At 64.9% G+C, this 18,902-nt stretch carries 21 protein-coding genes; 15 read left to right on the forward strand and 6 right to left on the reverse strand.

Annotation, left to right across the window (positions count from 1 at the left end; all coding sequences use genetic code 11):
- The first annotated feature begins 4 nt into the window (after positions 1 to 4).
- From J0O65_RS21305 to mdcH, 8 genes are read left to right on the forward strand one after another with little or no spacing between them, the layout of a single operon-like run.
- Entirely contained in the window at positions 5 to 886 is an 882-nt protein-coding gene (locus J0O65_RS21305; RefSeq protein ID WP_251373912.1) for a triphosphoribosyl-dephospho-CoA synthase, read from the forward strand.
- On the forward strand, positions 873 to 1,181 hold the full coding sequence (locus tag J0O65_RS21310) for a malonate decarboxylase subunit delta (RefSeq protein WP_215409197.1): 309 nt from the start codon (positions 873 to 875) through the stop codon (positions 1,179 to 1,181). Before J0O65_RS21305 ends, J0O65_RS21310 begins: the two co-directional genes overlap by 14 nt.
- Positions 1,178 to 2,032: a biotin-independent malonate decarboxylase subunit beta gene (locus J0O65_RS21315; protein WP_215409198.1), complete on the forward strand. Its 855-nt coding sequence runs from the start codon at positions 1,178 to 1,180 to the stop codon at positions 2,030 to 2,032. Before J0O65_RS21310 ends, J0O65_RS21315 begins: the two co-directional genes overlap by 4 nt.
- Complete coding sequence (gene mdcE, locus J0O65_RS21320; RefSeq protein ID WP_215409199.1) at positions 2,029 to 2,841, forward strand: biotin-independent malonate decarboxylase subunit gamma; 813 nt, start codon at positions 2,029 to 2,031, stop codon at positions 2,839 to 2,841. Before J0O65_RS21315 ends, mdcE begins: the two co-directional genes overlap by 4 nt.
- 55 nt (positions 2,842 to 2,896) lie before the next feature.
- Entirely contained in the window at positions 2,897 to 3,301 is a 405-nt protein-coding gene (madL, locus tag J0O65_RS21325) for a malonate transporter subunit MadL (protein ID WP_215409200.1), read from the forward strand.
- Complete coding sequence (gene madM / locus J0O65_RS21330; protein ID WP_152253993.1) at positions 3,294 to 4,058, forward strand: malonate transporter subunit MadM; 765 nt, start codon at positions 3,294 to 3,296, stop codon at positions 4,056 to 4,058. The genes madL and madM overlap by 8 nt, the downstream gene beginning before the upstream one ends.
- On the forward strand, positions 4,058 to 4,687 hold the full coding sequence (locus J0O65_RS21335) for a malonate decarboxylase holo-ACP synthase (protein ID WP_215409201.1): 630 nt from the start codon (positions 4,058 to 4,060) through the stop codon (positions 4,685 to 4,687). The genes madM and J0O65_RS21335 overlap by 1 nt, the downstream gene beginning before the upstream one ends.
- A complete protein-coding gene (mdcH, locus tag J0O65_RS21340; protein ID WP_215409202.1) occupies positions 4,684 to 5,622 on the forward strand; it encodes a malonate decarboxylase subunit epsilon in 939 nt (312 codons plus the stop codon). Before J0O65_RS21335 ends, mdcH begins: the two co-directional genes overlap by 4 nt.
- Here mdcH and J0O65_RS21345 read toward each other — a convergent pair.
- Complete coding sequence (locus J0O65_RS21345; RefSeq protein WP_251373885.1) at positions 5,619 to 7,922, reverse strand: TonB-dependent receptor; 2,304 nt, start codon at positions 7,920 to 7,922, stop codon at positions 5,619 to 5,621. The genes mdcH and J0O65_RS21345 overlap by 4 nt on opposite strands.
- A gap of 277 nt (positions 7,923 to 8,199) precedes the next feature.
- A complete protein-coding gene (locus tag J0O65_RS21350) occupies positions 8,200 to 9,447 on the reverse strand; it encodes a PepSY-associated TM helix domain-containing protein (protein ID WP_215409204.1) in 1,248 nt (415 codons plus the stop codon).
- 236 nt (positions 9,448 to 9,683) lie between these two features.
- Here J0O65_RS21350 and J0O65_RS21355 point away from each other — a divergent pair, with 236 nt between their 5' ends.
- The 6 genes from J0O65_RS21355 (at position 9,684) to J0O65_RS21380 (ending at position 14,314) form a co-directional block, all read left to right on the forward strand.
- Positions 9,684 to 10,514 (forward strand): alpha/beta fold hydrolase, encoded by an 831-nt coding sequence (locus J0O65_RS21355; RefSeq protein ID WP_215409205.1) that lies wholly within the window; start codon positions 9,684 to 9,686, stop codon positions 10,512 to 10,514.
- 11 nt (positions 10,515 to 10,525) lie between these two features.
- Positions 10,526 to 12,061, forward strand: a complete 1,536-nt coding sequence (locus tag J0O65_RS21360; RefSeq protein ID WP_215409206.1) for a hybrid sensor histidine kinase/response regulator — start codon at positions 10,526 to 10,528, stop codon at positions 12,059 to 12,061.
- Positions 12,062 to 12,539: 478 nt separating this feature from the next.
- A complete protein-coding gene (locus J0O65_RS21365; RefSeq protein ID WP_215409207.1) occupies positions 12,540 to 12,938 on the forward strand; it encodes a DUF8788 domain-containing protein in 399 nt (132 codons plus the stop codon).
- A 391-nt stretch (positions 12,939 to 13,329) separates the two neighbouring features.
- Complete coding sequence (locus J0O65_RS21370; RefSeq protein ID WP_215409208.1) at positions 13,330 to 13,527, forward strand: hypothetical protein; 198 nt, start codon at positions 13,330 to 13,332, stop codon at positions 13,525 to 13,527.
- 87 nt (positions 13,528 to 13,614) lie between these two features.
- Positions 13,615 to 13,845 (forward strand): hypothetical protein, encoded by a 231-nt coding sequence (locus tag J0O65_RS21375; protein ID WP_215409209.1) that lies wholly within the window; start codon positions 13,615 to 13,617, stop codon positions 13,843 to 13,845.
- Entirely contained in the window at positions 13,826 to 14,314 is a 489-nt protein-coding gene (locus J0O65_RS21380; protein WP_215409210.1) for a hypothetical protein, read from the forward strand. The genes J0O65_RS21375 and J0O65_RS21380 overlap by 20 nt, the downstream gene beginning before the upstream one ends.
- A 128-nt stretch (positions 14,315 to 14,442) precedes the next feature.
- Here the strand turns inward: J0O65_RS21380 and J0O65_RS21385 are convergent, their stop codons facing one another.
- From J0O65_RS21385 to J0O65_RS21395, 3 genes are all read right to left on the reverse strand, one after another.
- Positions 14,443 to 15,660 (reverse strand): MFS transporter, encoded by a 1,218-nt coding sequence (locus J0O65_RS21385; protein WP_215409211.1) that lies wholly within the window; start codon positions 15,658 to 15,660, stop codon positions 14,443 to 14,445.
- Between the two features lie 283 nt (positions 15,661 to 15,943).
- A complete protein-coding gene (locus tag J0O65_RS21390) occupies positions 15,944 to 16,360 on the reverse strand; it encodes an SRPBCC family protein (RefSeq protein WP_215409212.1) in 417 nt (138 codons plus the stop codon).
- Between the two features lie 16 nt (positions 16,361 to 16,376).
- Positions 16,377 to 17,393, reverse strand: coding sequence for an aldo/keto reductase (locus tag J0O65_RS21395; RefSeq protein WP_215409213.1), 1,017 nt, complete (start codon positions 17,391 to 17,393; stop codon positions 16,377 to 16,379).
- A 103-nt stretch (positions 17,394 to 17,496) separates the two neighbouring features.
- Here J0O65_RS21395 and J0O65_RS21400 point away from each other — a divergent pair, with 103 nt between their 5' ends.
- Positions 17,497 to 18,399: a LysR substrate-binding domain-containing protein gene (locus J0O65_RS21400; protein WP_215409214.1), complete on the forward strand. Its 903-nt coding sequence runs from the start codon at positions 17,497 to 17,499 to the stop codon at positions 18,397 to 18,399.
- Here the strand turns inward: J0O65_RS21400 and J0O65_RS21405 are convergent.
- Complete coding sequence (locus J0O65_RS21405) at positions 18,396 to 18,869, reverse strand: DUF6328 family protein (protein WP_215409215.1); 474 nt, start codon at positions 18,867 to 18,869, stop codon at positions 18,396 to 18,398. The genes J0O65_RS21400 and J0O65_RS21405 overlap by 4 nt on opposite strands.
- Positions 18,870 to 18,902: the final 33 nt, after the last annotated feature.

Consider the following 18,902-nt stretch of genomic DNA (forward strand, 5'->3'; position numbering starts at 1 on the left):
GACAATGATGACCACAATGATGACGACAGTGCCGGTGCAGGTACGCCCTGCCGCGCTGGCGCGGCAAGTGCTGCAGGCGCTGCTCGATGAAGTGACGCTGACGCCGAAACCGGGCCTCGTCGATTTGCGCAGCCGTGGCGCCCACGCGGACTTGAACTGGGCCCTGATGTGCCATTCGGCCTGCGTGCTGCAACCGGTGTTTGCCGCCATGGCCGACGCTGGCGCGCAGAGTCAAGACGACGACCTGCTGCGCCAGCGCATCGGCGCCATCGGCCGCGATGGCGAGGCGCTGATGCTGGCAGCCACGGGCGGCGTGAACACGCACCGGGGCGCCATCTGGGCCCTGGGCCTGCTGGTGACGGCGGCGGCGCAGCAAGGCGCGCGCGGCGCTTCGCTGGCGCCGCTGGCCGTGGCGGCGCGGGCCGGCGCGCTGGCCCGCTTGCACGACCGTGGCGCGCCTGGCGCCACCGGCAACAAGGGCGAGCTGGCGTGCCGCCGGTATCAGGTCGATGGCGCGAGGGGCCAGGCCCGCGCAGGATTTCCCCTGGTGACGGGTGCGGGACTGCCCGCTTTGCACGCCTCGCGGGCGCGCGGCGACAGCGAAACGACGGCGCGCCTGAACGCCTTGCTGGCCATCGTCAGCCGGCTGGACGACACCTGCGTGCTGTCACGCGGCGGCGAAACGGCCTTGCTGGCGTTGCAAGCGGGTGCGGCGCGGGTGCTGGCGGCCGGCGGCGCGGCCACGACCGCCGGCACGCAGGCGCTGCTGGCGCTGGAAGCGGAGGCGCTGGATCGCGGCGTGTCGCCCGGCGGCGCGGCCGATCTGCTGGCGGCCACTTTGTTCCTCGATCGATTGACGGAAGGAGACGCGCATGGAAACGCGTGACTACACATTCGCGGCCGGGCAGCCGGCATCGGGACGCGCGCTGGCCGGCGTGGTCGGATCGGGCGACCTGGAAGTGCTGCTGCAGCCGGGCGACGACGGCGTGACCCGCATCGTCGTCAACACCTCCGTCGACGGCAAGGGCGCCGTGTGGGATGCGCTGTTGCTGCGCGTGTTCGGCGGCGCGCCGCTGCCGGCGGCGAGCATCGTCATCAACGATTGCGGCGCCACGCCGGGCGTGGTGCGCATGCGCATCGAGCAAGCCTACGAAGAAGCGCAAGCGGGGAGGACGGCATGAGCACATTACAACAACTGCTGGAGCGCGACAGCTTCATCGAACGGGGGGCGCGCAGCCGGGCCAGGGCCTTGCTGGACGCGGGCAGCATGCGCGAATTGCTCGACCCCTTCTGCGGCATCGCTTCGCCGTGGCTGCCGCTGCAGGGCGTCACGGCCCAGGCGGACGACGGCGTGGTGGTGGCCAAGGGCTTGTTCGACGGACAGCCGGCCGTGGTGCTGGCCATCGAAGGCGCCTACCAGGGCGGCAGCATGGGCGAGGTGGGCGGCGCGAAGATCGCCGGCGCGCTGGAACTGGCGGCGCGCGACAACCGCAACGGCGTGCCCACGCGGGCCGTGATCCTGTTCGAGACGGGCGGCGTGCGCCTGCAGGAAGCCAACCTGGGCCTGGCGGCGATTGCCGACATCCATGCGGCCATCGTCGACCTGCGCCGCTACCAGCCCGTGATCGGCATCACGGCCGGCACCGTGGGCTGCTACGGCGGCATGTCGATCGCGGCGGGCTTGTGCAGTTACCTGGTCGTCACGCGCGAGGCGCGCCTGGGCCTCAACGGGCCGGCCGTGATCGAGCAAGAGGCGGGCGTGGACGAATTCGACTCGCGCAACAAACCGTTTATCTGGAGCCTGACGGGCGGCGAACAGCGTTTTAAGAGCGGCCTGGCCGACGCCTATGTGGAAGACGACACGGCGCAGATGCGCGCCACCGTGGCCGCATTGTTCGTACGCGGCGTGCCAGCGCAGCACCGCAGCGACCAGGCGGAAGCCTACCTGGCGCTCCTGGCCGACGTCGACGCGTCCGTGCAAGCCACACCTGGCGCCGTGCGCGCCATCTACAGCAAAGGAGTCGCAGCATGAACGCCATCACCGACACGAGCCGCGGCGCCGTCTGGCTGGCGGCACTCACGAACAACGCTGCGCCGCTGGACGGCTATCCGCCTTCCGTGCGCGTGGTGGACGCGCCGCTGGCCGGCGTAGCGGCGCGCTACCTCGCCGTGCTGCCCGACCCGGATAACCGTTTTGCGCGGGCCCGCACGGGCGAAGTGGGTCTGGTCGAGGCGTGGCAGCTGGCCCGCGCCGTGCGGCAGGTGCTTGCCGAGGACCGCGAGTTGGCGGTGAAGCGGCCCGTCGTCGCCGTCATCGACGTGGCCAGCCAGGCCTACGGCCGGCGCGAGGAGGCCTACGGCATCCACCAGGCGCTGGCCGGCGCGGCTGGGGCCTACGCCGAGGCGCGCCTGGGGGGCCATCCCGTCATCGGCCTGATCGTCGGCAAGGCCATGTCGGGCGCCTTTCTCGCCCACGGCTACCAGGCCAGCCGCCTGATCGCGCTCGACGATCCGCAAGTGATGGTGCACGCCATGGGCAAGGCGTCGGCTGCGCGCATCACCCTGCGCACCGTGGAGGCGCTCGAAGCGCTGGCCGCCACCATCGCCCCCATGGCCTACGACATCAGGAACTACGCCACCCTGGGGCTGCTGTGGCAAACCTTGCAGGTGGCGCAGCCGGACGCGCCATCGGCGCAGGACACGGCCGCCGTCGACGCCTGCCTGCGGGCGGCGCTGGCCGACATCCGCGCCGATCCGGAACGGGGACTGGCCAGCCGCCTGGGCGCGCCGCACCGCCAGGCGTCGGCAAGAGTCAGGGAGGTGCTGGGGCAGCAGTGGTAGGTGCAACAACAGAGAAGACATCAAGTCATTCCTATTCCTATAACGGAGACACATCATGATCATTTACGGTACCGCATTGCTGGCCCTGTGCCATTTGCTCGGCATCTTCCTGGGCGACCTGCTCGGGCAGTTGATGGGCGTCAAGACCAACGTGGGCGGCGTGGGCATCGCCATGCTCCTCTTGATCTGCGCCCGGCTCTACATGCAGCGCCGCGCCTGGCTGCCGCAGATGACGGAGCGGGGCGTCGAATACTGGGGCGCCATGTATATTCCCGTGGTGGTGGCGATGGCGGCGCAGCAGGACGTGGTCGCGGCCCTGCGCGGCGGGCCGGTGGCCGTGCTGGCCGCCATCGGTTCCGTGCTCGTGTGCGGCGCCGTGATTTCTCTGATCAACCGCATGGAAAACCCGTCCGCCGCCGAAGCCGACTCGCTGTTGATGAAGGAGCACCGTCATGCTTGACATCTTTGAAAAAGCCGCCATCCACAATGGCCTGGTGACGGCCTTCGCCTTCGTCGGCCTGATCATGCTGGTCTCGGTGGCGCTGTCGAAGTACCTGACCCTGGGCAGGGTGCACGGCTCGGCCATCGCCATCGTGATCGGCCTGGGCCTCGCTTACTGGGGCGGCGTGCATAGCGGCGGCCACAAGGGCCTGGCTGATTTGTCGCTGTTCGGCGGCATCGGCCTGATGGGCGGCGCCATGCTGCGCGACTTCGCCATCGTCGCCACCGCCTTCGAAGTGCAGGCGACGGAAGCGCGCAAGGCGGGCCTGATCGGCGTCGTGGCGCTGATGCTGGGCGTGGTGCTGCCCTTCCTCGTCGGCGCCGGCGTCGCCTATGCGTTCGGCTATTCGGATGCCGTCAGCATGACGACCATCGGCGCCGGCGCCGTCACGTACATCGTCGGCCCCGTCACGGGCGCGGCCATCGGCGCCAGTTCGGACGTCATGGCCCTGAGCATCGCGGCAGGCCTGATCAAGGCCATCCTGGTGATGGTGGGCACGCCCGCCGCGGCGCGCTTTTTGCGCCTGAAGACGCCCCGTTCTGCGATGGTCTTCGGCGGCCTGGCCGGCACCGTCAGCGGCGTGTCGGCCGGCCTGGCCGCCACCGACCGCAAGCTGGTGCCGTATGGCGCGCTGGTGGCGACGTTCCACACGGGCCTGGGCTGCTTGCTGGGCCCATCCTTGCTGTTCTTTGCCGTCAAGGCGGTGGTGGCCTGATGGATGCCTGGCGCGCGCATGATCTGCTGTGGGCGTCCTGCCTGCCCGAGGATGCAACGTTGCCCGCCTGGGCCGACGCGGCCTGGCTGCGGGCGGCGCCACTGGTGGTGCGGCGCGCCAGCGCCACGCTTGGGCGCATCCCCGTGGGTCTGCGCGGCATGCTGCGCAGCGAGCGGCATGCGTGCGAGGTCGACGCTGCCGCCGTCGTGCGCCGCGTGACGCCGGAGGCGTTGGCGCGGCTGGCGCGCACCCCGCCGCCTGGTTTTGATTGTACTGCGCTCGATGCGTTGCGGCAGGTGGCACCGCTGCTCGACGCCACGGGCTGGGCCTGGGGCCCGACGGGCGGCGTGGGCTTCGCCCTGGCCAGCGGCTTGCCCGTGCTGCGCGCCGACAGCGACCTCGATCTCGTGCTGCGCATCGCCGCGCCGCCCGATGGCGCGCAGGCCGAGGCCCTGCGCGCCATCGCGGCGAGTGTCACGTCGCGTATCACGGCGTGCCGGCTGGACCTGCAGATCGACACGGGCCATGGCGGCTTTGCGTATGCGGAATGGGCGGCGGGACGGGGCAGGGTCTTGCTGAAAACGGAGCGCGGCCCCGTGCTGACGGCCGCGCCCTGGGAGCTGGCATGAGCGTGCTATTCACCTTCCCCGGCCAGGGCGCGCAATACTCCGGCATGCTGCACGCGCTGCCGGACGATGCGGCCGTGGCGGCGGCCCTGGCCGAAGCGGCTGAAGTGCTGGGCTGCGATCCCCTGGCGCTGGACACGGCCGAAGCGCTGGCCTCGACGCGGGCCGTGCAACTGTGTTTGCTGATCGCGGGCGTGGCCATGGCGCGTTCGCTGGCGGCGCGCGGCGCGCTGCCCGACATGGTGGCCGGCTTTTCCATCGGCGAGTATGCGGCGGCCGTCGTCGCCGGCGCGCTCGATTATGCGGACGCGCTGCGCCTGGTGGCGCGGCGCGGCGAGCTGATGGAGCAGGCGTATCCGGCCGGCTACGGCATGGCGGCCATCATCGGCCTGGAACTGGCGCGGCTCGAACCGCTGCTGGCGCAGGTGCACGGCGCCGCCACGCCCGTGTATGTCGCCAACCTGAACGCGCCGCGCCAGATCGCCATCGCCGGCAGCGAGAGCGGCTTGCACGCCGTGATGGCGCTGGCCCTGGCGCAGGGCGCCAGCAAGGCGCAGCGCCTGGCCGTCAGCGTGCCGTCGCATTGTCCGCTGCTGGAAGGCGCGGCGAGCGACATGGCCGCCGCCTTTGAGGGCGTGGTGGTGCGCCACCCCTCGCTCGTTTACCTCAGCAGCAGCGCGGCGCGCGCGCTGTTCGATCCGGCCCGCATCCGCGACAGCCTGGCCGCCAACATGGCGCGGCGCGTGCAATGGGCCGCCACCGCACGCCTGGCGTGGGAGCGGGGCGCCAGGCTGGCGCTGGAAATGCCGCCGGGCAGCGTGCTGACGCGGCTGACGGCGCCCGACTTCACGGACGGCGTGGCCGTCTGCTGCGACGGCAACCGGGGCGACAGCCTGCTGGCGCTGGTGCGGCGCGAGCGAAACGGCAGCGTGCCTTAAAGCCTGGCGCTCAGGCCAACTAGAAAGCCACGGCCCGGCAAGGGCGCGATGTATTTCAGCGGGGAGTTATGCGGCCGGGCATCCGCATCGAGCAGGTTGCTGCCGCTGACGAACACCTCGATGCCTGCAAACGGCGAATTGGGCACCTGCAGTGCGCGGCTCACCTGGAAGTTCACCATGGTGTAGCCGTCGAGCGGTACTTCCTCGCTGACACTCTTGCCCAGGTACTTCTGCTTGTCATAGCGGGTGCCGGACAGCCTGGCCTTCCACCCCTTGTTTTCCCACTGCACATTCGCGCCATAGCGGTTGGTGGGCATATTGGGCAGGTAGGCGCCGTCGTTGTGCGCGCGCAGCTTGTCGGGATTGTCCGCCTTGTTCTTGACCAGGTCGGCGAATGCGGACAGGTTCAGTTTTCCGTAGCCGCCGAGCTGCACGACCTGGGAGGCGTCGACCTCGAATCCCCTGACCGTCGTATCCGTCTGCTTCCAGTATTTCAATGGCAGGCGATTGGCCATCTGCATGCCCGAGTGGCCAAGGTAGAGATAGTTCTCGTACTGCATGACGTAGCCCGTTGCCGACAGCTGGAAGCCGCGGTTGGTGAACAGGCCGGTGAGTTCCGTATTCTTCGCGCGCTCGGCCTTCAGCTTCTGGTTTCCCTCTTCCTGGGTCATGATCGAATAGTGGCGGTTGCTCGCATACAACTCGTTGACGTCGGGCGCTCTTTCCGACGATGCATAGCGCAGCTTCGCGCCGAACAGCTGGCCCAGCGCGGCCGAGGCGCCCAGGCTATAGCTGCTCAGGCTGAACGACTTGTCCTCGAGTTTGGAATTGCTTGCATTCCGCGACGTCTTGAATCCGCTCTTGCGTATCTCGTGATCCACTGTTTCATGGCGAAAGCCGGCGTCGAAGGTGGCCCAGTCGACGTCGAGGCTTTCCTTGACGAACAGCGCGCGGCTGACCGTGCTCGCATCGGGAAGATAGAGCTGCGGCCCGCTGCCGGCGATATCCCTGGCCTTGTGGCTCACACCAAGCACGCCGCTCAAGGGGCCCGCGCGCCGGTGCGCCAGCAGGAGCTCGGCCTGATTGGTGTCGAACTGGTAGTCGTTCGCCTTGGCGGCACCCAGGCGCTCTCCCGACGCATTGTTCAGGCGCGACACGCGCAGTTGGGCGCTTTCAAGAAAAGGTGCGGGGTCAGGCAGATGGGCTTCCAGCGCATATTTATCCTGCTGTATCACCACGCCGACGGGCAGTCCCTCGTCATGGTTCGCCCCGAACGACTTGTTTTCCATGGAAAAGCCCGGGACGCCGTATTCGCTATTCTTGGTATCGACGCTGACGGCCACGTAGCCACGATCGAAAAAGTAGGTGGTGCCGACGGCAAAGTGGGTATTGCTGGCATGGCTGTTGCCCAGGGTGCCGTGGTAGTCGGGGGTGACGTCCTTGTTGATCTTGTTCTGGGTCATCGACGGCGTACCCGGCACGTAAGCGGGGTTGGCTGGATTGACGTAGGTCTTGCGTTGCCAGACGGAGGTCGGGTGATTGGTATAGAAGGAAAAATCGCCGTCCGCCCAGTCCGGATTTTCCTTCATGAACTGGTCGATAAACGGTTGCGAAGCCTTGTTGTAGACTTGCTGGATCCTCGCTTCTTTCTGGCAACTGTCGGCCAAAAAGGTATTCACGCCGCCCTTCACGGGGAACAACTGGCTGTTGCACACGCTGGCCTTGCTGTTGCCGGGAATGTCGTAATGGCCGATTTTCTGGAATGACATCTGCAGATTCGTCGAGAAGCGCTTGCCATCGTTGAAGTTCATGCGCAAGCCTTGCGCGTCGGCATCGTTGAAGCCCTTGCGCAAGACCAGCTCCAGGTCCTTCCGCTTGTCCTCCATCTTCCTGGAAACGATGCCGGAATCGACGTCGACGCTGCCGCCGATGGCATTGCCGCCGAAACGCACGCTATCGGACGATTTGTTGACGCTCACGCTGCGCACGAAAAGCGGATCGAAAGGGATGTTGATGTCGCCGCTGAGCGCATTCATGCCGAGGATGGACTGGCCATCTTCGAGGATCTGCACGCGGCTGCCGCTCAGGCTGCGTATCACCGGCGCGCCCGCATGCGGCCCGAAGGCGCTGCTTTGCACGCCCGAGACATGTTCGAGCATGGCGCCCAGGGTCCGGTTCTGGGCTTGCGTATTGTCGACGAGAACGATGCTGTCGATGCTGGAAGGCCGGTCTGCCCGGACCTTGATGATTTGCAGGGTGACGTCGTCCGCCGCGTAGGCGAGCGGGGCAGTGGACAGCATGGCAGCTGCGAATACGTGATGGCGCATGGGACTCTCTAAAAAGGCGGAATGGGGGCTGGCGCTAGACGCAGGCGCAGCGGAATGCATAGATGCAATAGAGTTGCAATAATAGCTCGCGTGGAATACTAATGCAAGTAAACTGCATTTGAGGGCGTTGGCCGGGCTGGCGCATGGCAAGCGCGCAGCGCGGACAGCCGGCATGTGCCGGCTGATGGGTAGTAAAGTGCGGAAGTGCGATGGCGGCTATGCGTTGTGAAGTCGCGCGTTTAGGTGAATTTCAATGGCTCTTCGCCTGCAGCCGGCGCGCGCGGCGTTTGCGCTCCCAGATGACGATGCCCGTCACCGACAGCATGGCGACCATGATGCCCATGAGGGACATCAAGATGCGTCCCGGCAAGCCGAGGATGCGGCCCGAGTGCAGGGGGAATTGCAGTTGCACGAACACGTCGGCGGCCGTGCCTTCCCACGGCTTGTGCTGGCCGATGATGGTGCCGTCCATGCCGTCGACGTACAGGTTCGACAGGCCCATGCCGGCCGCGCCGAATTCGTCGGCCGGGTCGAAGAAGGAGACGTTGTAGAACGAATAATTGCCGCCATAATAAATGCCGCCCATGGGCGCCGTGATGCCGCGTTGCACGGCTTGCTTTTTGGCAATGTCTACCGCCTGCGCGAAACCGATGGCGGGCGTGATGTAGCTGCCGTAGGGCGCCGGCGTCTGCGTTTCGTACGGTCCCGGCGTGGTGGTGGAGACGAGCGACATGAGAGGATAAAACACTTCGCGGTACAGGTTCAGCGAGAACGAGGTAAACGCGACGACGAGGATGATGGCCCACACCCACAGGCCGCCCGCGCGGTGCAGATCGAAATTGAGCTTGTAGCCGCCGGCCGCCCAGCGCAGCACCCACGACGGTTTCCACCGCTGCCACCAACTGGCGGCGTCGCGGTGGCGCGGGGCCTCGTCCTGCGCGCGCGGGCGCAAACGGCGTGGCGTGGTCAGATAGAACGCCACCATGCTGTCGAGCAGCCACACCAGGGCCACCGTGCCCATCAGCCAGTAACCCCAGCGGTCCGTGCCCCAGAAGGCGGGCACGTGCAGGCTGTAGTGCAGGTGGCGCAGGAACGGCATCAGGCTGCGGCGCGACAGGGAAATGGCCGTCGAATCGCGCGTGCCCGTGATCTGCGCCGTGACGGGGTCGATGTAGACGGTGTCGTAGCCGAGCACGAACGGCTTGTTCGTGGCCGGGTCCGTCAACGGGCGCACCATGAAGGCGGCCGCATGGCCTGCTTCCAGGCCCAGGGTCATGTAATTGACTTCCACGCGCGGGTCGGCGGCGGCGACCTTGCGCGCCAGCGCAAACGGTGGCAGCAGGGGACCGCGGCCCGGCGTCTCCATGATGTCGGCATTGAGCCATTCGTCCAGTTCATGATCCCACGAGGTGACGGCGCCCGTGAGGCCCGCGACGATGAGGAAGAGGGCGATGGTCAGGCCGGCCCAGCGGTGTATGACAGTCCAGAAAGCGCGCATGCGGTACAAACCTTCAACATAAAACCGGCTTGTTGCCGCCAGCGGACGCCACCGGGGCGCACAGGGAGAGCCAGGTATCGCCTGGCATTTTGATAATGGGAATCGTTCTCATTATCTGCCGCAGCCAGGCGTTTGTCCAGCGCCAATGGTGTTGCCCAAGGTCAAATAGCGCATGCTAAGATGCTAGCAAGAAGTTAATTTACATTCCACGTGGAAATATTCAGGGCAAAACAGGCATGCGTATACAAGATCGTCACAATATCCGCGTGAGCGAACGCAGCGGTGCGCCGCAGGCGGGCGCGGCAGCCACCATGGTGTTCATGCATGGCTTTGGCTGCGACCAGACCATGTGGCGTTACCTGGAGCCGCTGTTTCGTCCGCACTACCGCACCGTGCTGTTCGACCTGCTCGGCAGCGGCGCCTCCGACCTGGGCGCCTATGATTTCGATAGCTACGCGCGGCTCGACGCGCATGGCGCCGATTTGCGCCGGGTCATCCACGCCGTCGGCGGCGGCCCCGTCATTTGCGTCGGCCATTCCGTCAGCGCCATGAGCGCCTTGCTGGCCAGCATCGCCGAGCCGGACCTGTTTGCAGCGCAAGTCATGCTGGCGCCGTCGCCGTGTTACGTCGACGATGCTGCGGCCGGCTACCAGGGCGGCTTCAGCCGTGCCGATATCGACGACTTGCTCGATGCCATGGACAGCAATTACCTGGGCTGGTCCGCCAGCATGGCGCCTGCCATCATGGGCGCGCCCGGCCAGCCGGCGCTGGGACTGGACCTGGCGAACAGCTTTTGCCGCACCGACCCCGTCATCGCCCGGCATTTCGCGCAAGCCACCTTCTTGTCCGATCACCGTGCCATCTTGCCGCACAACAGCACGCCGGCCCTGATCGTGCAATGCAGCGACGACTTCATCGCGCCCGTCCCGGTGGGTGAGTACTTGCGCGAAATGCTGCCGCACAGCAGCCTGCACGTGGTCGAGAATGTGGGCCATTGCCCGCACATGAGCGTGCCCGATGCCAGCTACCGCGCCATCCGCCACTTTCTCGGCGGCTTGCACCTGTAATGCGCGACACGATGCCTTCTTTGCCCGATACCAGCACCTTGTTCCAGCACGCCGCTTGCGGCTTGCTGCTGTGCACGGCCGACGGCACCATCGTGCAGGCGAACGCCACCTTTTGTGGCTGGCTCGGCTATGGCGCCGGGGAAATACTGGGGAAAAAGAAACTGCAGGACTTGCTGACCATCGGCGGGCGCGTATTCCACCAGACGCACTGGCTGCCCCTGATGCAGGTGCAGGGCAGCGTGTCGGAAATCCTGCTCGACATGCGCCAGCGCCAGGGGGCATCCATCCCCATGCTGTTCAACGCCGTGCGGCGCGAACATGATGGCGTGCGCTACGACGAGATCGCCGTCTTTGTCGCCAGCGACCGGCGCAAGTACGAGCAGCAGCTGCAGCTGGCGCGCAAGGAGGCCGGCGCGCTCAACGAGCAGCTGGCGGCCGCCGACCGGCGCAAGGACGAGTTCCTGGCCACCCTGGCGCACGAGCTGCGCAACCCGCTGGCGCCCATGCGCAACGTGCTGGAAGTGCTGCGCCTGGCGCAGCTGGACGACCCGCAGCTGCGCTGGGCCCGCGACGTGCTGGGGCGGCAAGTGGGCCACATGACGCACCTGGTCGACGACTTGATGGAAGTGTCGCGCATCACGCGGGGCCGACTGGAATTGCGCCGCGCCAGCGTGGAACTGGCGCCCGTGGTGGAAGCGGCCCTGCACAGCGTGGCGGAACTGGCCGCGCAGGCCGGCCACAAGGTGCTGGTGGAGCAATGGCCGCAGCCCATCTGGCTCGATGCCGACGCGACGCGCCTGGGACAGATGATCGCCAACCTGCTGACCAACGCCGTCAAGTACACGCCCGCCAACGGCGTTATCGGGCTGGAGGTGGCCTGCCTGGACAAGGAGGTGCGCGTCAGCGTGCGCGATTCGGGTATCGGCATCGCGCCCGAGCATCTGGACACGGTGTTCGACCTGTTTTCTCAGCTGGAACCGGCCCTGTCGCGCGCCCAGGGCGGCCTGGGCATCGGCCTGTCGCTGGTGCGCGGCCTGGCCGAATTGCATGGCGGCAGCGTCAGCGCGCACAGCGACGGCGTGGGCCAGGGCAGCACCTTCGCGCTGCGCCTGCCGCTGCCCGCCGTGCCGCTGGAAGCCCCAGCGCCGGCCAACCGCCGCTTGCTGGCCGGCACGCGCGAGGGCAGCGTGCTGGTGATCGATGACAGCGCCGACGCGGCGGAAAGCCTGGCGCTGGCGCTCGACATCCTTGGCTATGACGTGCGCACGGCCTATGACGGCCGGGCCGGCATGGCGGCGGCGCGCAGTTTCATGCCGCAAGTGATCTTGCTCGACATCGGCTTGCCGCACATGAACGGCTATGAGGTGGCGCGGCTGTTGCGCAGCGAACCCTGCGGCAAGGACGCCATCCTCGTGGCCGTCACGGGCTGGGGCCAGGACAAGGACCGCCAGATGGCGTCCGATGCGGGCTTTGATTTACATCTGACCAAGCCCGTGGATTTTTATGAGCTCGATGCGGTGCTGCAAAAGATGCTGCAAACGCGCTGAGTCGTCGCAGGGCCAGCCGCGCCCATGCGGCACCCATTGCCTGCGCCTGTTTTCCCTCTCCCCATCATCTTTTTCCGTCGTATACCTCTATTGTTTGCGGTAAATCAAACACGGAATGCCAATATTCAATATATAAGAAATTTCATTTAAAAATTAAATGTTATTAATGGATAGATTCTAAATATTATTAAAAATAATTTGACTTGAAAAAATAAATAAAATATTCTCTCTTCGTGGTTGCGGTAATGAGGGTGAAGAAATCTCATTGATCATATGGCACATGATCTTATCGATAGATTTGGTGATTTATTGATATATTCTGTGTATTTTTAATTGATACATTTCGCGTATTTTTATGCGCCAGTGATCGAATCCGCTTGCGCCGATGGCGCTGCCGGTGATGTGACTGGATCTTCATTATTTCATCGCACAAAGGATAGTTGTAATGTTTAATTCCATTCCAAAGAGGGGTAAAACCATGGCAACAATTAATGTACTGGTAGCGGTCAATGTTGGTCAGGCAGTGGCACAAAAAGATCTGAGCAGGTATGTCTTCATGGTCGATACGACCGGCTACTCGGGCAATGGCAACGAAGGCGGCAATGAACTGGTGACGACGTGCAAGAACGGCGACACCATCGTCTGGAACGTGAGCTCGCTGGACCCGGCCGAGCAGGTTTCCATCCACAACTTCGCCGGCACCGCCATCACCAGCGGCATGGTCAACCCGGCGCCTTACCCGCAATACGACAACACCGTATGGGGCGGACGCGTGAATGCCAAAGGCAGCAATGTGCAATATACGATGACCTTGTTGCTGGCAGGTAATACCCTGCTGACCTTCGATCCATTCATCGTGGCGTCGAATCCGCAATAATCGGACAAGGGCCATGTTCGGCATGCGGCGCGCATGGCCTGTTTTGATGTTTCTTTAAAAGAATATTTTCCTGGCGTGCGAGAAAGTATATATTTTTTTATATATTTCCAATTTATTTATTGTTTCACCAGGTTCTGATTAAATGCCCCGCAGCGCGGCAGGATAATTAATCGTTTCTCTCTCTTCCCTGTCGAAGCGCGCTTCCATTCTCGCTTCCATTCTTCCCGCTCGTGATCGCGGGCGCGGGCTTTTCACTGCCTGTCGTATAATCTACCCGCAACAATCATCGTTCCACGTGGCGGGCACCAATCGCCGTTGATGGCCGTCAGCCGGGGCGTCGTTGAATCACGACGTTCATTCGCATCTATTGACGCGCACGAGAAGAATAACAATGGAACAATTGATGGAACTTGAGCTGGAATGCTTCCGGCTGCGCCATGGCGATGGCCGGGCGGACCGCTGCGTGGACTGGGCCGTGGAGCGCTTGCGTCTCGATCAGGAAGGCGACGACCTGGAAGTCGTGCTGCTGGCCAGCGCACGGGGCCGCGATGAGGTGCTGCCGCTGGCCGAGGTGATCATCGAGCGCTAACGGGGAACGCAGCGGCTCAGTGAACAATTCCTGGCCGGAAAATACATCGTCGCACTGCGCGCCGCCTACCTGGCGGGCCGGGAAAGCGTGTCGTCGCTCGACGCCATCTTTACCCGTCTGTATCCGGCGCTTGCCTATCCCGACTGGCTCGTCATGCTGAGCCGCAATTGCGAATATGCGACGGACGTGTCCGATTTCGAACAGCCGTTCGAGGATGAATTTCACCATATCGCCACCCTGTGGGCGCAGGCGGACAGCCTGGCCGCGTTCGAGCGCGAATACAGCCGACAGGCTTCCAATGGCCATGACATCAAGTAAGGTGCGAACGATTGACAACAAGGTGCTGCGCGCGCTTGGACTCACGGAAGCCATGCTGTGCCATCTGGATGGTGACAGCGTTGCGTCGCAATTGGACTACCGTTGTCGAGAGGCACGCGCGTGGCGTGCCTCGCCTATTGCCGGGCGTGGCATCGTGGCTTTGTGGGAATGCGGCATGGTGCTCGATTACTTCAATCCCGCCAACGGCCGCTTTGAACGCTGCAGCCTGGAAAATATTGACGAGGTATGGTGCAGCTACGCTTCGTTGCAGGGGGGGCTGGCGGAGTTGTTTCTCGACGCCTGCGAGGATGAGGTGGATGACGCCGAGCTGCGTGCCTGCGTCAGCCTGTTCGGTTTTCATGAGGTGGGGCGCATGCTGTCGGAGGTCGATGATCCCAGGATTGACTATCGCCGTTGGCGATCAGCTTTTGGGGCAAGCTGTGTGGAGTGCCCAGGGGAGAACGCATAAATGATTTTGCGATGTTCTTTGGCGGAAGAAATTCAACTCCTGTATCCCGCCACGCCGCAGTGGGCTGCGGTGGATGGCCCGCATTTCCCGAGAGCGGCCGCCTGTGCAGGCTGCCGCTCTCGTTAGCATCAAGCCGGCTGCGCGCCGCCCAGGTTGCGGCTGCGGTTTTCCACCAGCACGGAAATGCCGAGCACGACGATGCCGCCGCAGGCCAGCATGGCGCCCACCCAGCCCGTCGAGCGCAAGCCCATGCCCATGGCGATGGCGATGCCGCCGGCCCAGGCGCCCAGCGCGTTGGCGATGTTGAAGGCGGAGTGGTTGAGGGCGGCGGCCACCGTTTGCGCGTCGCCGGCCACGTCCATCAGCCGCGTCTGCACGGCCGGGGCGACGGCGATGCCGGCGCCGATGGCGAACAGGTTGATGGCCGTCAGCCAGACGTTGCTGCTGGTATAGGTAAAGGCGGCCAGGGCGGCCACGTTCCACAACAGCACGCCGAAGATGGTCCACAGGCGCGAGCGGTCGGCCAGCCAGCCGCCGATCAGATTACCCACCGTCATGCCGACACCGATGATGGCCAGCAAGATCGAGATGACCAGCGGAGAGACTTTCGTGATTTCCAGCAAGGTTGGCGTAATAAACGTGTAGACGGCGAACATGCCGCCGAAGCCGATCGCCACCATCAGCAGGGTCAGCCACACTTGCAGGCGGCGGAAGACGCCCAGTTCGCGGCGCGGGCTGGAATCGCCGGCGGCCACCGTCGGCACGAAGATGCGCACCATCAGCATGGTCAACAAGCCCAGCGCGGCGACGAGCAAAAAGGCCGAGCGCCAGCCCAGGGTCTGGCCGATGTAGGTTGCCAGCGGCACGCCGAAGATATTCGCCACGGTCAAGCCCATCAGGACCCTGGCCACGGCCTGGCCGCGCCGGTCCGGTTCGGCCAGGGCGGCCGCCACCAGGGCCGCCACGCCAAAGTAGGCGCCGTGCGGGATGCCGGCCACGAAACGCGCCACCACCAGCAAGCCGTAGTTGGGCGCGATGGCGCTGAGCAAGTTGCCGCCAGCGAACATCAGCATCAGGCAAATCAGCATCAGACGGCGCGGCATGCGCGCCAGGAAGATCGTGATCAGGGGAGCGCCGATGACCACGCCCAGCGCGTAGGCGCTGATCATGTGGCTCATCTGCGGCAAAGTCGTGCCCAGGTCGTCGGCCACCACGGGCAGGATGCTCATGGAGGCGAATTCGCCCGTGCCGATGGCGAGGCCGCCGATGGCCAGGGCCAGGTCGGCATAAGCAGCGCCAAAAGGCGCGGTGACGCGCGGAATCAGGGGATCTACGGAGGCGTGCATGTTCTTGTTAGTTGGGTAAAGAATGACAGGGCGGCGGGGCGCGCAATGGCCCAGCCGGAGGTGGCAATGCGCCACCAGAGTCGACGGATGGCCGGTATTTTCGGGCGATAGGAGCTGCCCAAGGACAACATTGTAAAAGATTCGGGCAAGCTCTGCAGGGCGCCGGCTAAAATCTGCTGCACTGCACACAACAGCGATTGCTGTTGTTGTTAACGATAACACGGAATGCGCGCGATTCCGCCACAGGACCAGCAAAGAAAACCCGGCTGTGGCGGAAATGGTCTTAGTTCGCCAGCGTTTGCTGCAGCGCTTCCAGGCCCGCGACATAGATGCCGTGGAACAGCTCCGTCACTTCCTGCTCGCTCGCGCCCACGGGCGTGAAGCGGCCCGACCAGGTGACCCGCGCGCCGTCGCTGCCGGCGATCGCGCTTACTTGCAGGGTCGACAAGTAATCGGTGGCGGGAAACGGCGCCTGCAGGATGGAATAGCTGTAGCTGCGCGCCGTGTTGTCGTACGCTTCCAGTTGCTCGACGATGACGTCGCCGGCCGGGTTGGCCAGGTGGCGGATGCGGCCCCCGTCGCTGAGGCTGCTGCTGGGAATGTAGGGCAGCCAGTCCGGCAGGGAGTTGAAGCCGCCGATCAGTTGCCATACTTGCGCCGGCGTGGCGGCGATGTCGATCGAGGTGGTGGTGTGTGCCATATGTATTCCTTATCTATTAGTTGGCGCCAGTTGGCAGCGGGGCGAATGGCGACACGAGCTGTTCGGCACGCATGTCGTGCCAGAAGGCGGCGGGGATGACGCCGTGCAATGCCTGCTGGTCTTCGGCCAGGCGTTCCGGACGGCTGGCGCCGGGGATCACGGCAGCCACGGCAGGGTTGGCCAGCGAGAATTGCAGGGCGGCGGCCTTGACGCTGACGCCGTGGCGCGCGGCGATGGCCTTGATGCGCTCGACCTTGGCAATGATCTCGGGCGACGCTTTCTGGTATTCGAAATGCGCGCCGCCGGCCAGGATGCCCGAGCTGTAGGGGCCGCCCACGACGATGTCGACGTTTTGTTTGGCGGCGGCCGGCATCAGGCGCTGCAGGGCCCGTTCATGGTCGAGCAGGGTGTAGCGGCCGGCCAGCAGGAAGGCGTCCGGCTGGGCTTCGGCCAGGTCCAGGGTCAGTTCCAGCGGCTCGACCTTGTTCACGCCCACGCCCCAGGCCTTGATCACGCCTTCTTCGCGCAAGCGGGTCAGCACGCGGAAGGCGCCCGTGCGGGCGATGTCAAATTGCGCCAGCCAGTTGTCGCCGTGGAAATCCTGGGCGATGTCGTGCACCCAGACGATGTCGAGACGGTCCGTATCCAGGCGCTTCAGGCTGTCTTCGATCGAGCGCAGGGTGGCGTCGGCCGAATAGTCGTCGACGATCTTGTTTTTGCGGCCAAATTCGAACAAGCCGCCTTTTTCGCCCAGTTCGCGGGCCGCCGGGTCTTCCAGTTCATCGAGGATGAGGCGGCCGACCTTGGTGCTGAGTACGTAATCGTTGCGGCGGCGCTGCTTCAGGGCGGCGCCCAGGCGCAGTTCGGCCAGGCCGGCGCCGTAGAACGGGGCCGTGTCGAAATAGCGGATGCCCGAGTCCCAGGCCGCGTCGACGGTGGCCAGCGCTTCTTGCTCGGGAATGTTGCGGAACATATTGCCCAGCGGCGCCGTGCCGAAACCCAGTTTGCCAGTCAGTAAGTGTTTGATCGTCATGATGTTTTTCCTTTAATGAGTGAGTCAGTGAAGACAGAATAGCTGGACAAGTTAAGCCTGTCCAAGACATAATTTGCGCAACTTAAGTCCTATAAGGTCTGACATGCTCGATATTCGCCAATTGCAATACTTCATCGCCGTCGCCGAGGAAGAACACGTGGGGCGCGCCGCGGAGCGCCTGCATATTTCCCAGTCGCCGCTGAGCCGGCAGATCGCCCAGCTCGAAGACAAGCTGGGCCTGACCCTGTTCGAGCGCAGCGCCCAGCGCATCCGCCTCACGCGCGACGGCCATACCTTCCTGGCCGAAGCGCGCGCCTTCATCACCCACGGCAACCGCCTGGAAGCCTTGGCCAAGCGCCTGGGACGCGGCGACGAAGGGGGCTTGTGCATCGGCTACATCGAAAACGCCATGCACGCGGGCGTGCTGCCCGATGGCTTGCGGGCCTTGCGGGCCACGCGGCCGCAGGTGCACGTGGCCTTGTATAACCTGCATTCGGCCGAGCAGATCGAAGGCTTGCGCCAGCGCAGCCTTGATATCGCCCTGCTGTGCGAACCGCCGCTGCCGGACGACCCGGACCTCGATGGCGCGCAAGTGCTGAGCGACCCCATGCTGCTGGCCCTGCCGGCGACGCATCCGCTGGCGGCCAAGGCCGAGCTGACCCCGGACGACCTGGCGGGCCAGGAGTGGATTGCCGTGCTGCACAAGGAAAGCGTGTTGAAACACGATAACTTCATCGCCGCCTGCGCGCGCGCCGGTTTTACGCCCGATATCCGCATGGAAGCAACGGAACCGTTGACGGCGCTGGGTCTGGTGGCGGCCGGGCTGGGCATGGCCATGATCCAGCACAGCCTGCGCCAGCACGCGCCGGCCGGCGTCGTCGTGAGGGAATTGCCGTGGTTCAGCTACCGCACGCCCTTGTGGCTGGCCTGGCACAAGGTGAACCTGCGTCCGCTGGTGGGCATCTTCCGCGCAACCTTGCTGCAGCAGGCGGGCGTCGTCGCCTAGATTTTCCTCGCGTGCTTCAAGTGCAGTGGCAGCCACCACCACATGCAAACGATGAGTGAGCCCATCAGCGCGCAGGCGACGATGCCGGCGACGTGGCCGAACACTTCCGAGATCACCAGGTTCGTGCCGAGGATAAACGCCAGCGCCAGCGACAGGGCGCCGGCCATCATGATGCGGTCGGCCGTGCGCTTGAAGCGCGCGCGGTCTTGCAGGGGGCGCATGATGCGGTGCTGGATGGCTGGCGCGCTGAGCAGCACCAGGCTGCTCATGGACAGGAAAAAAGTCAGCAGGAAGACGATCTTATTCGCCTGCACGATCTTCGCGAAGCCGCCATTGAAGGGCAGCAGGAAGAGAAAGGCCGTCAGCATCTGCGCGCCCGGCAAGAGGATGCGCAATTCGCTGAGCAGGTCGGACAGATCGCCTGCGTCGCCTGGCTGGCCATCTTCATCCCGGTGTTGCGCGTGTGGCATGGAAGCGTCGTCGTGGTGGTGATGGGAGCAGTC

Source organism: Janthinobacterium sp. JC611 (assembly GCF_018682595.1).
Lineage (GTDB): Bacteria > Pseudomonadota > Gammaproteobacteria > Burkholderiales > Burkholderiaceae_D > Janthinobacterium.

What these genes read in the sequence shown, in the direction of transcription:
- J0O65_RS21360 (WP_215409206.1), top strand. Translation starts at nt 10,526, where the DNA reads ATGCCTTCTTTGCCCGATACCAGCACCTTGTTCCAGCACGCCGCTTGC.
- J0O65_RS21355 (WP_215409205.1), top strand. Translation starts at nt 9,684, where the DNA reads ATGCGTATACAAGATCGTCACAATATCCGCGTGAGCGAACGCAGCGGT.
- J0O65_RS21380 (WP_215409210.1), top strand. Translation starts at nt 13,826, where the DNA reads ATGGCCATGACATCAAGTAAGGTGCGAACGATTGACAACAAGGTGCTG.
- J0O65_RS21305 (WP_251373912.1), top strand. Translation starts at nt 5, where the DNA reads ATGATGACCACAATGATGACGACAGTGCCGGTGCAGGTACGCCCTGCC.
- madM (WP_152253993.1), top strand. Translation starts at nt 3,294, where the DNA reads ATGCTTGACATCTTTGAAAAAGCCGCCATCCACAATGGCCTGGTGACG.
- mdcH (WP_215409202.1), top strand. Translation starts at nt 4,684, where the DNA reads ATGAGCGTGCTATTCACCTTCCCCGGCCAGGGCGCGCAATACTCCGGC.
- J0O65_RS21395 (WP_215409213.1), bottom strand. Translation starts at nt 17,393, where the DNA reads ATGACGATCAAACACTTACTGACTGGCAAACTGGGTTTCGGCACGGCG.
- madL (WP_215409200.1), top strand. Translation starts at nt 2,897, where the DNA reads ATGATCATTTACGGTACCGCATTGCTGGCCCTGTGCCATTTGCTCGGC.
- J0O65_RS21365 (WP_215409207.1), top strand. Translation starts at nt 12,540, where the DNA reads ATGGCAACAATTAATGTACTGGTAGCGGTCAATGTTGGTCAGGCAGTG.
- J0O65_RS21400 (WP_215409214.1), top strand. Translation starts at nt 17,497, where the DNA reads ATGCTCGATATTCGCCAATTGCAATACTTCATCGCCGTCGCCGAGGAA.
- J0O65_RS21310 (WP_215409197.1), top strand. Translation starts at nt 873, where the DNA reads ATGGAAACGCGTGACTACACATTCGCGGCCGGGCAGCCGGCATCGGGA.
- J0O65_RS21390 (WP_215409212.1), bottom strand. Translation starts at nt 16,360, where the DNA reads ATGGCACACACCACCACCTCGATCGACATCGCCGCCACGCCGGCGCAA.
- mdcE (WP_215409199.1), top strand. Translation starts at nt 2,029, where the DNA reads ATGAACGCCATCACCGACACGAGCCGCGGCGCCGTCTGGCTGGCGGCA.
- J0O65_RS21385 (WP_215409211.1), bottom strand. Translation starts at nt 15,660, where the DNA reads ATGCACGCCTCCGTAGATCCCCTGATTCCGCGCGTCACCGCGCCTTTT.
- J0O65_RS21335 (WP_215409201.1), top strand. Translation starts at nt 4,058, where the DNA reads ATGGATGCCTGGCGCGCGCATGATCTGCTGTGGGCGTCCTGCCTGCCC.
- J0O65_RS21315 (WP_215409198.1), top strand. Translation starts at nt 1,178, where the DNA reads ATGAGCACATTACAACAACTGCTGGAGCGCGACAGCTTCATCGAACGG.
- J0O65_RS21350 (WP_215409204.1), bottom strand. Translation starts at nt 9,447, where the DNA reads ATGCGCGCTTTCTGGACTGTCATACACCGCTGGGCCGGCCTGACCATC.
- J0O65_RS21405 (WP_215409215.1), bottom strand. Translation starts at nt 18,869, where the DNA reads ATGCCACACGCGCAACACCGGGATGAAGATGGCCAGCCAGGCGACGCA.
- J0O65_RS21370 (WP_215409208.1), top strand. Translation starts at nt 13,330, where the DNA reads ATGGAACAATTGATGGAACTTGAGCTGGAATGCTTCCGGCTGCGCCAT.
- J0O65_RS21345 (WP_251373885.1), bottom strand. Translation starts at nt 7,922, where the DNA reads ATGCTGTCCACTGCCCCGCTCGCCTACGCGGCGGACGACGTCACCCTG.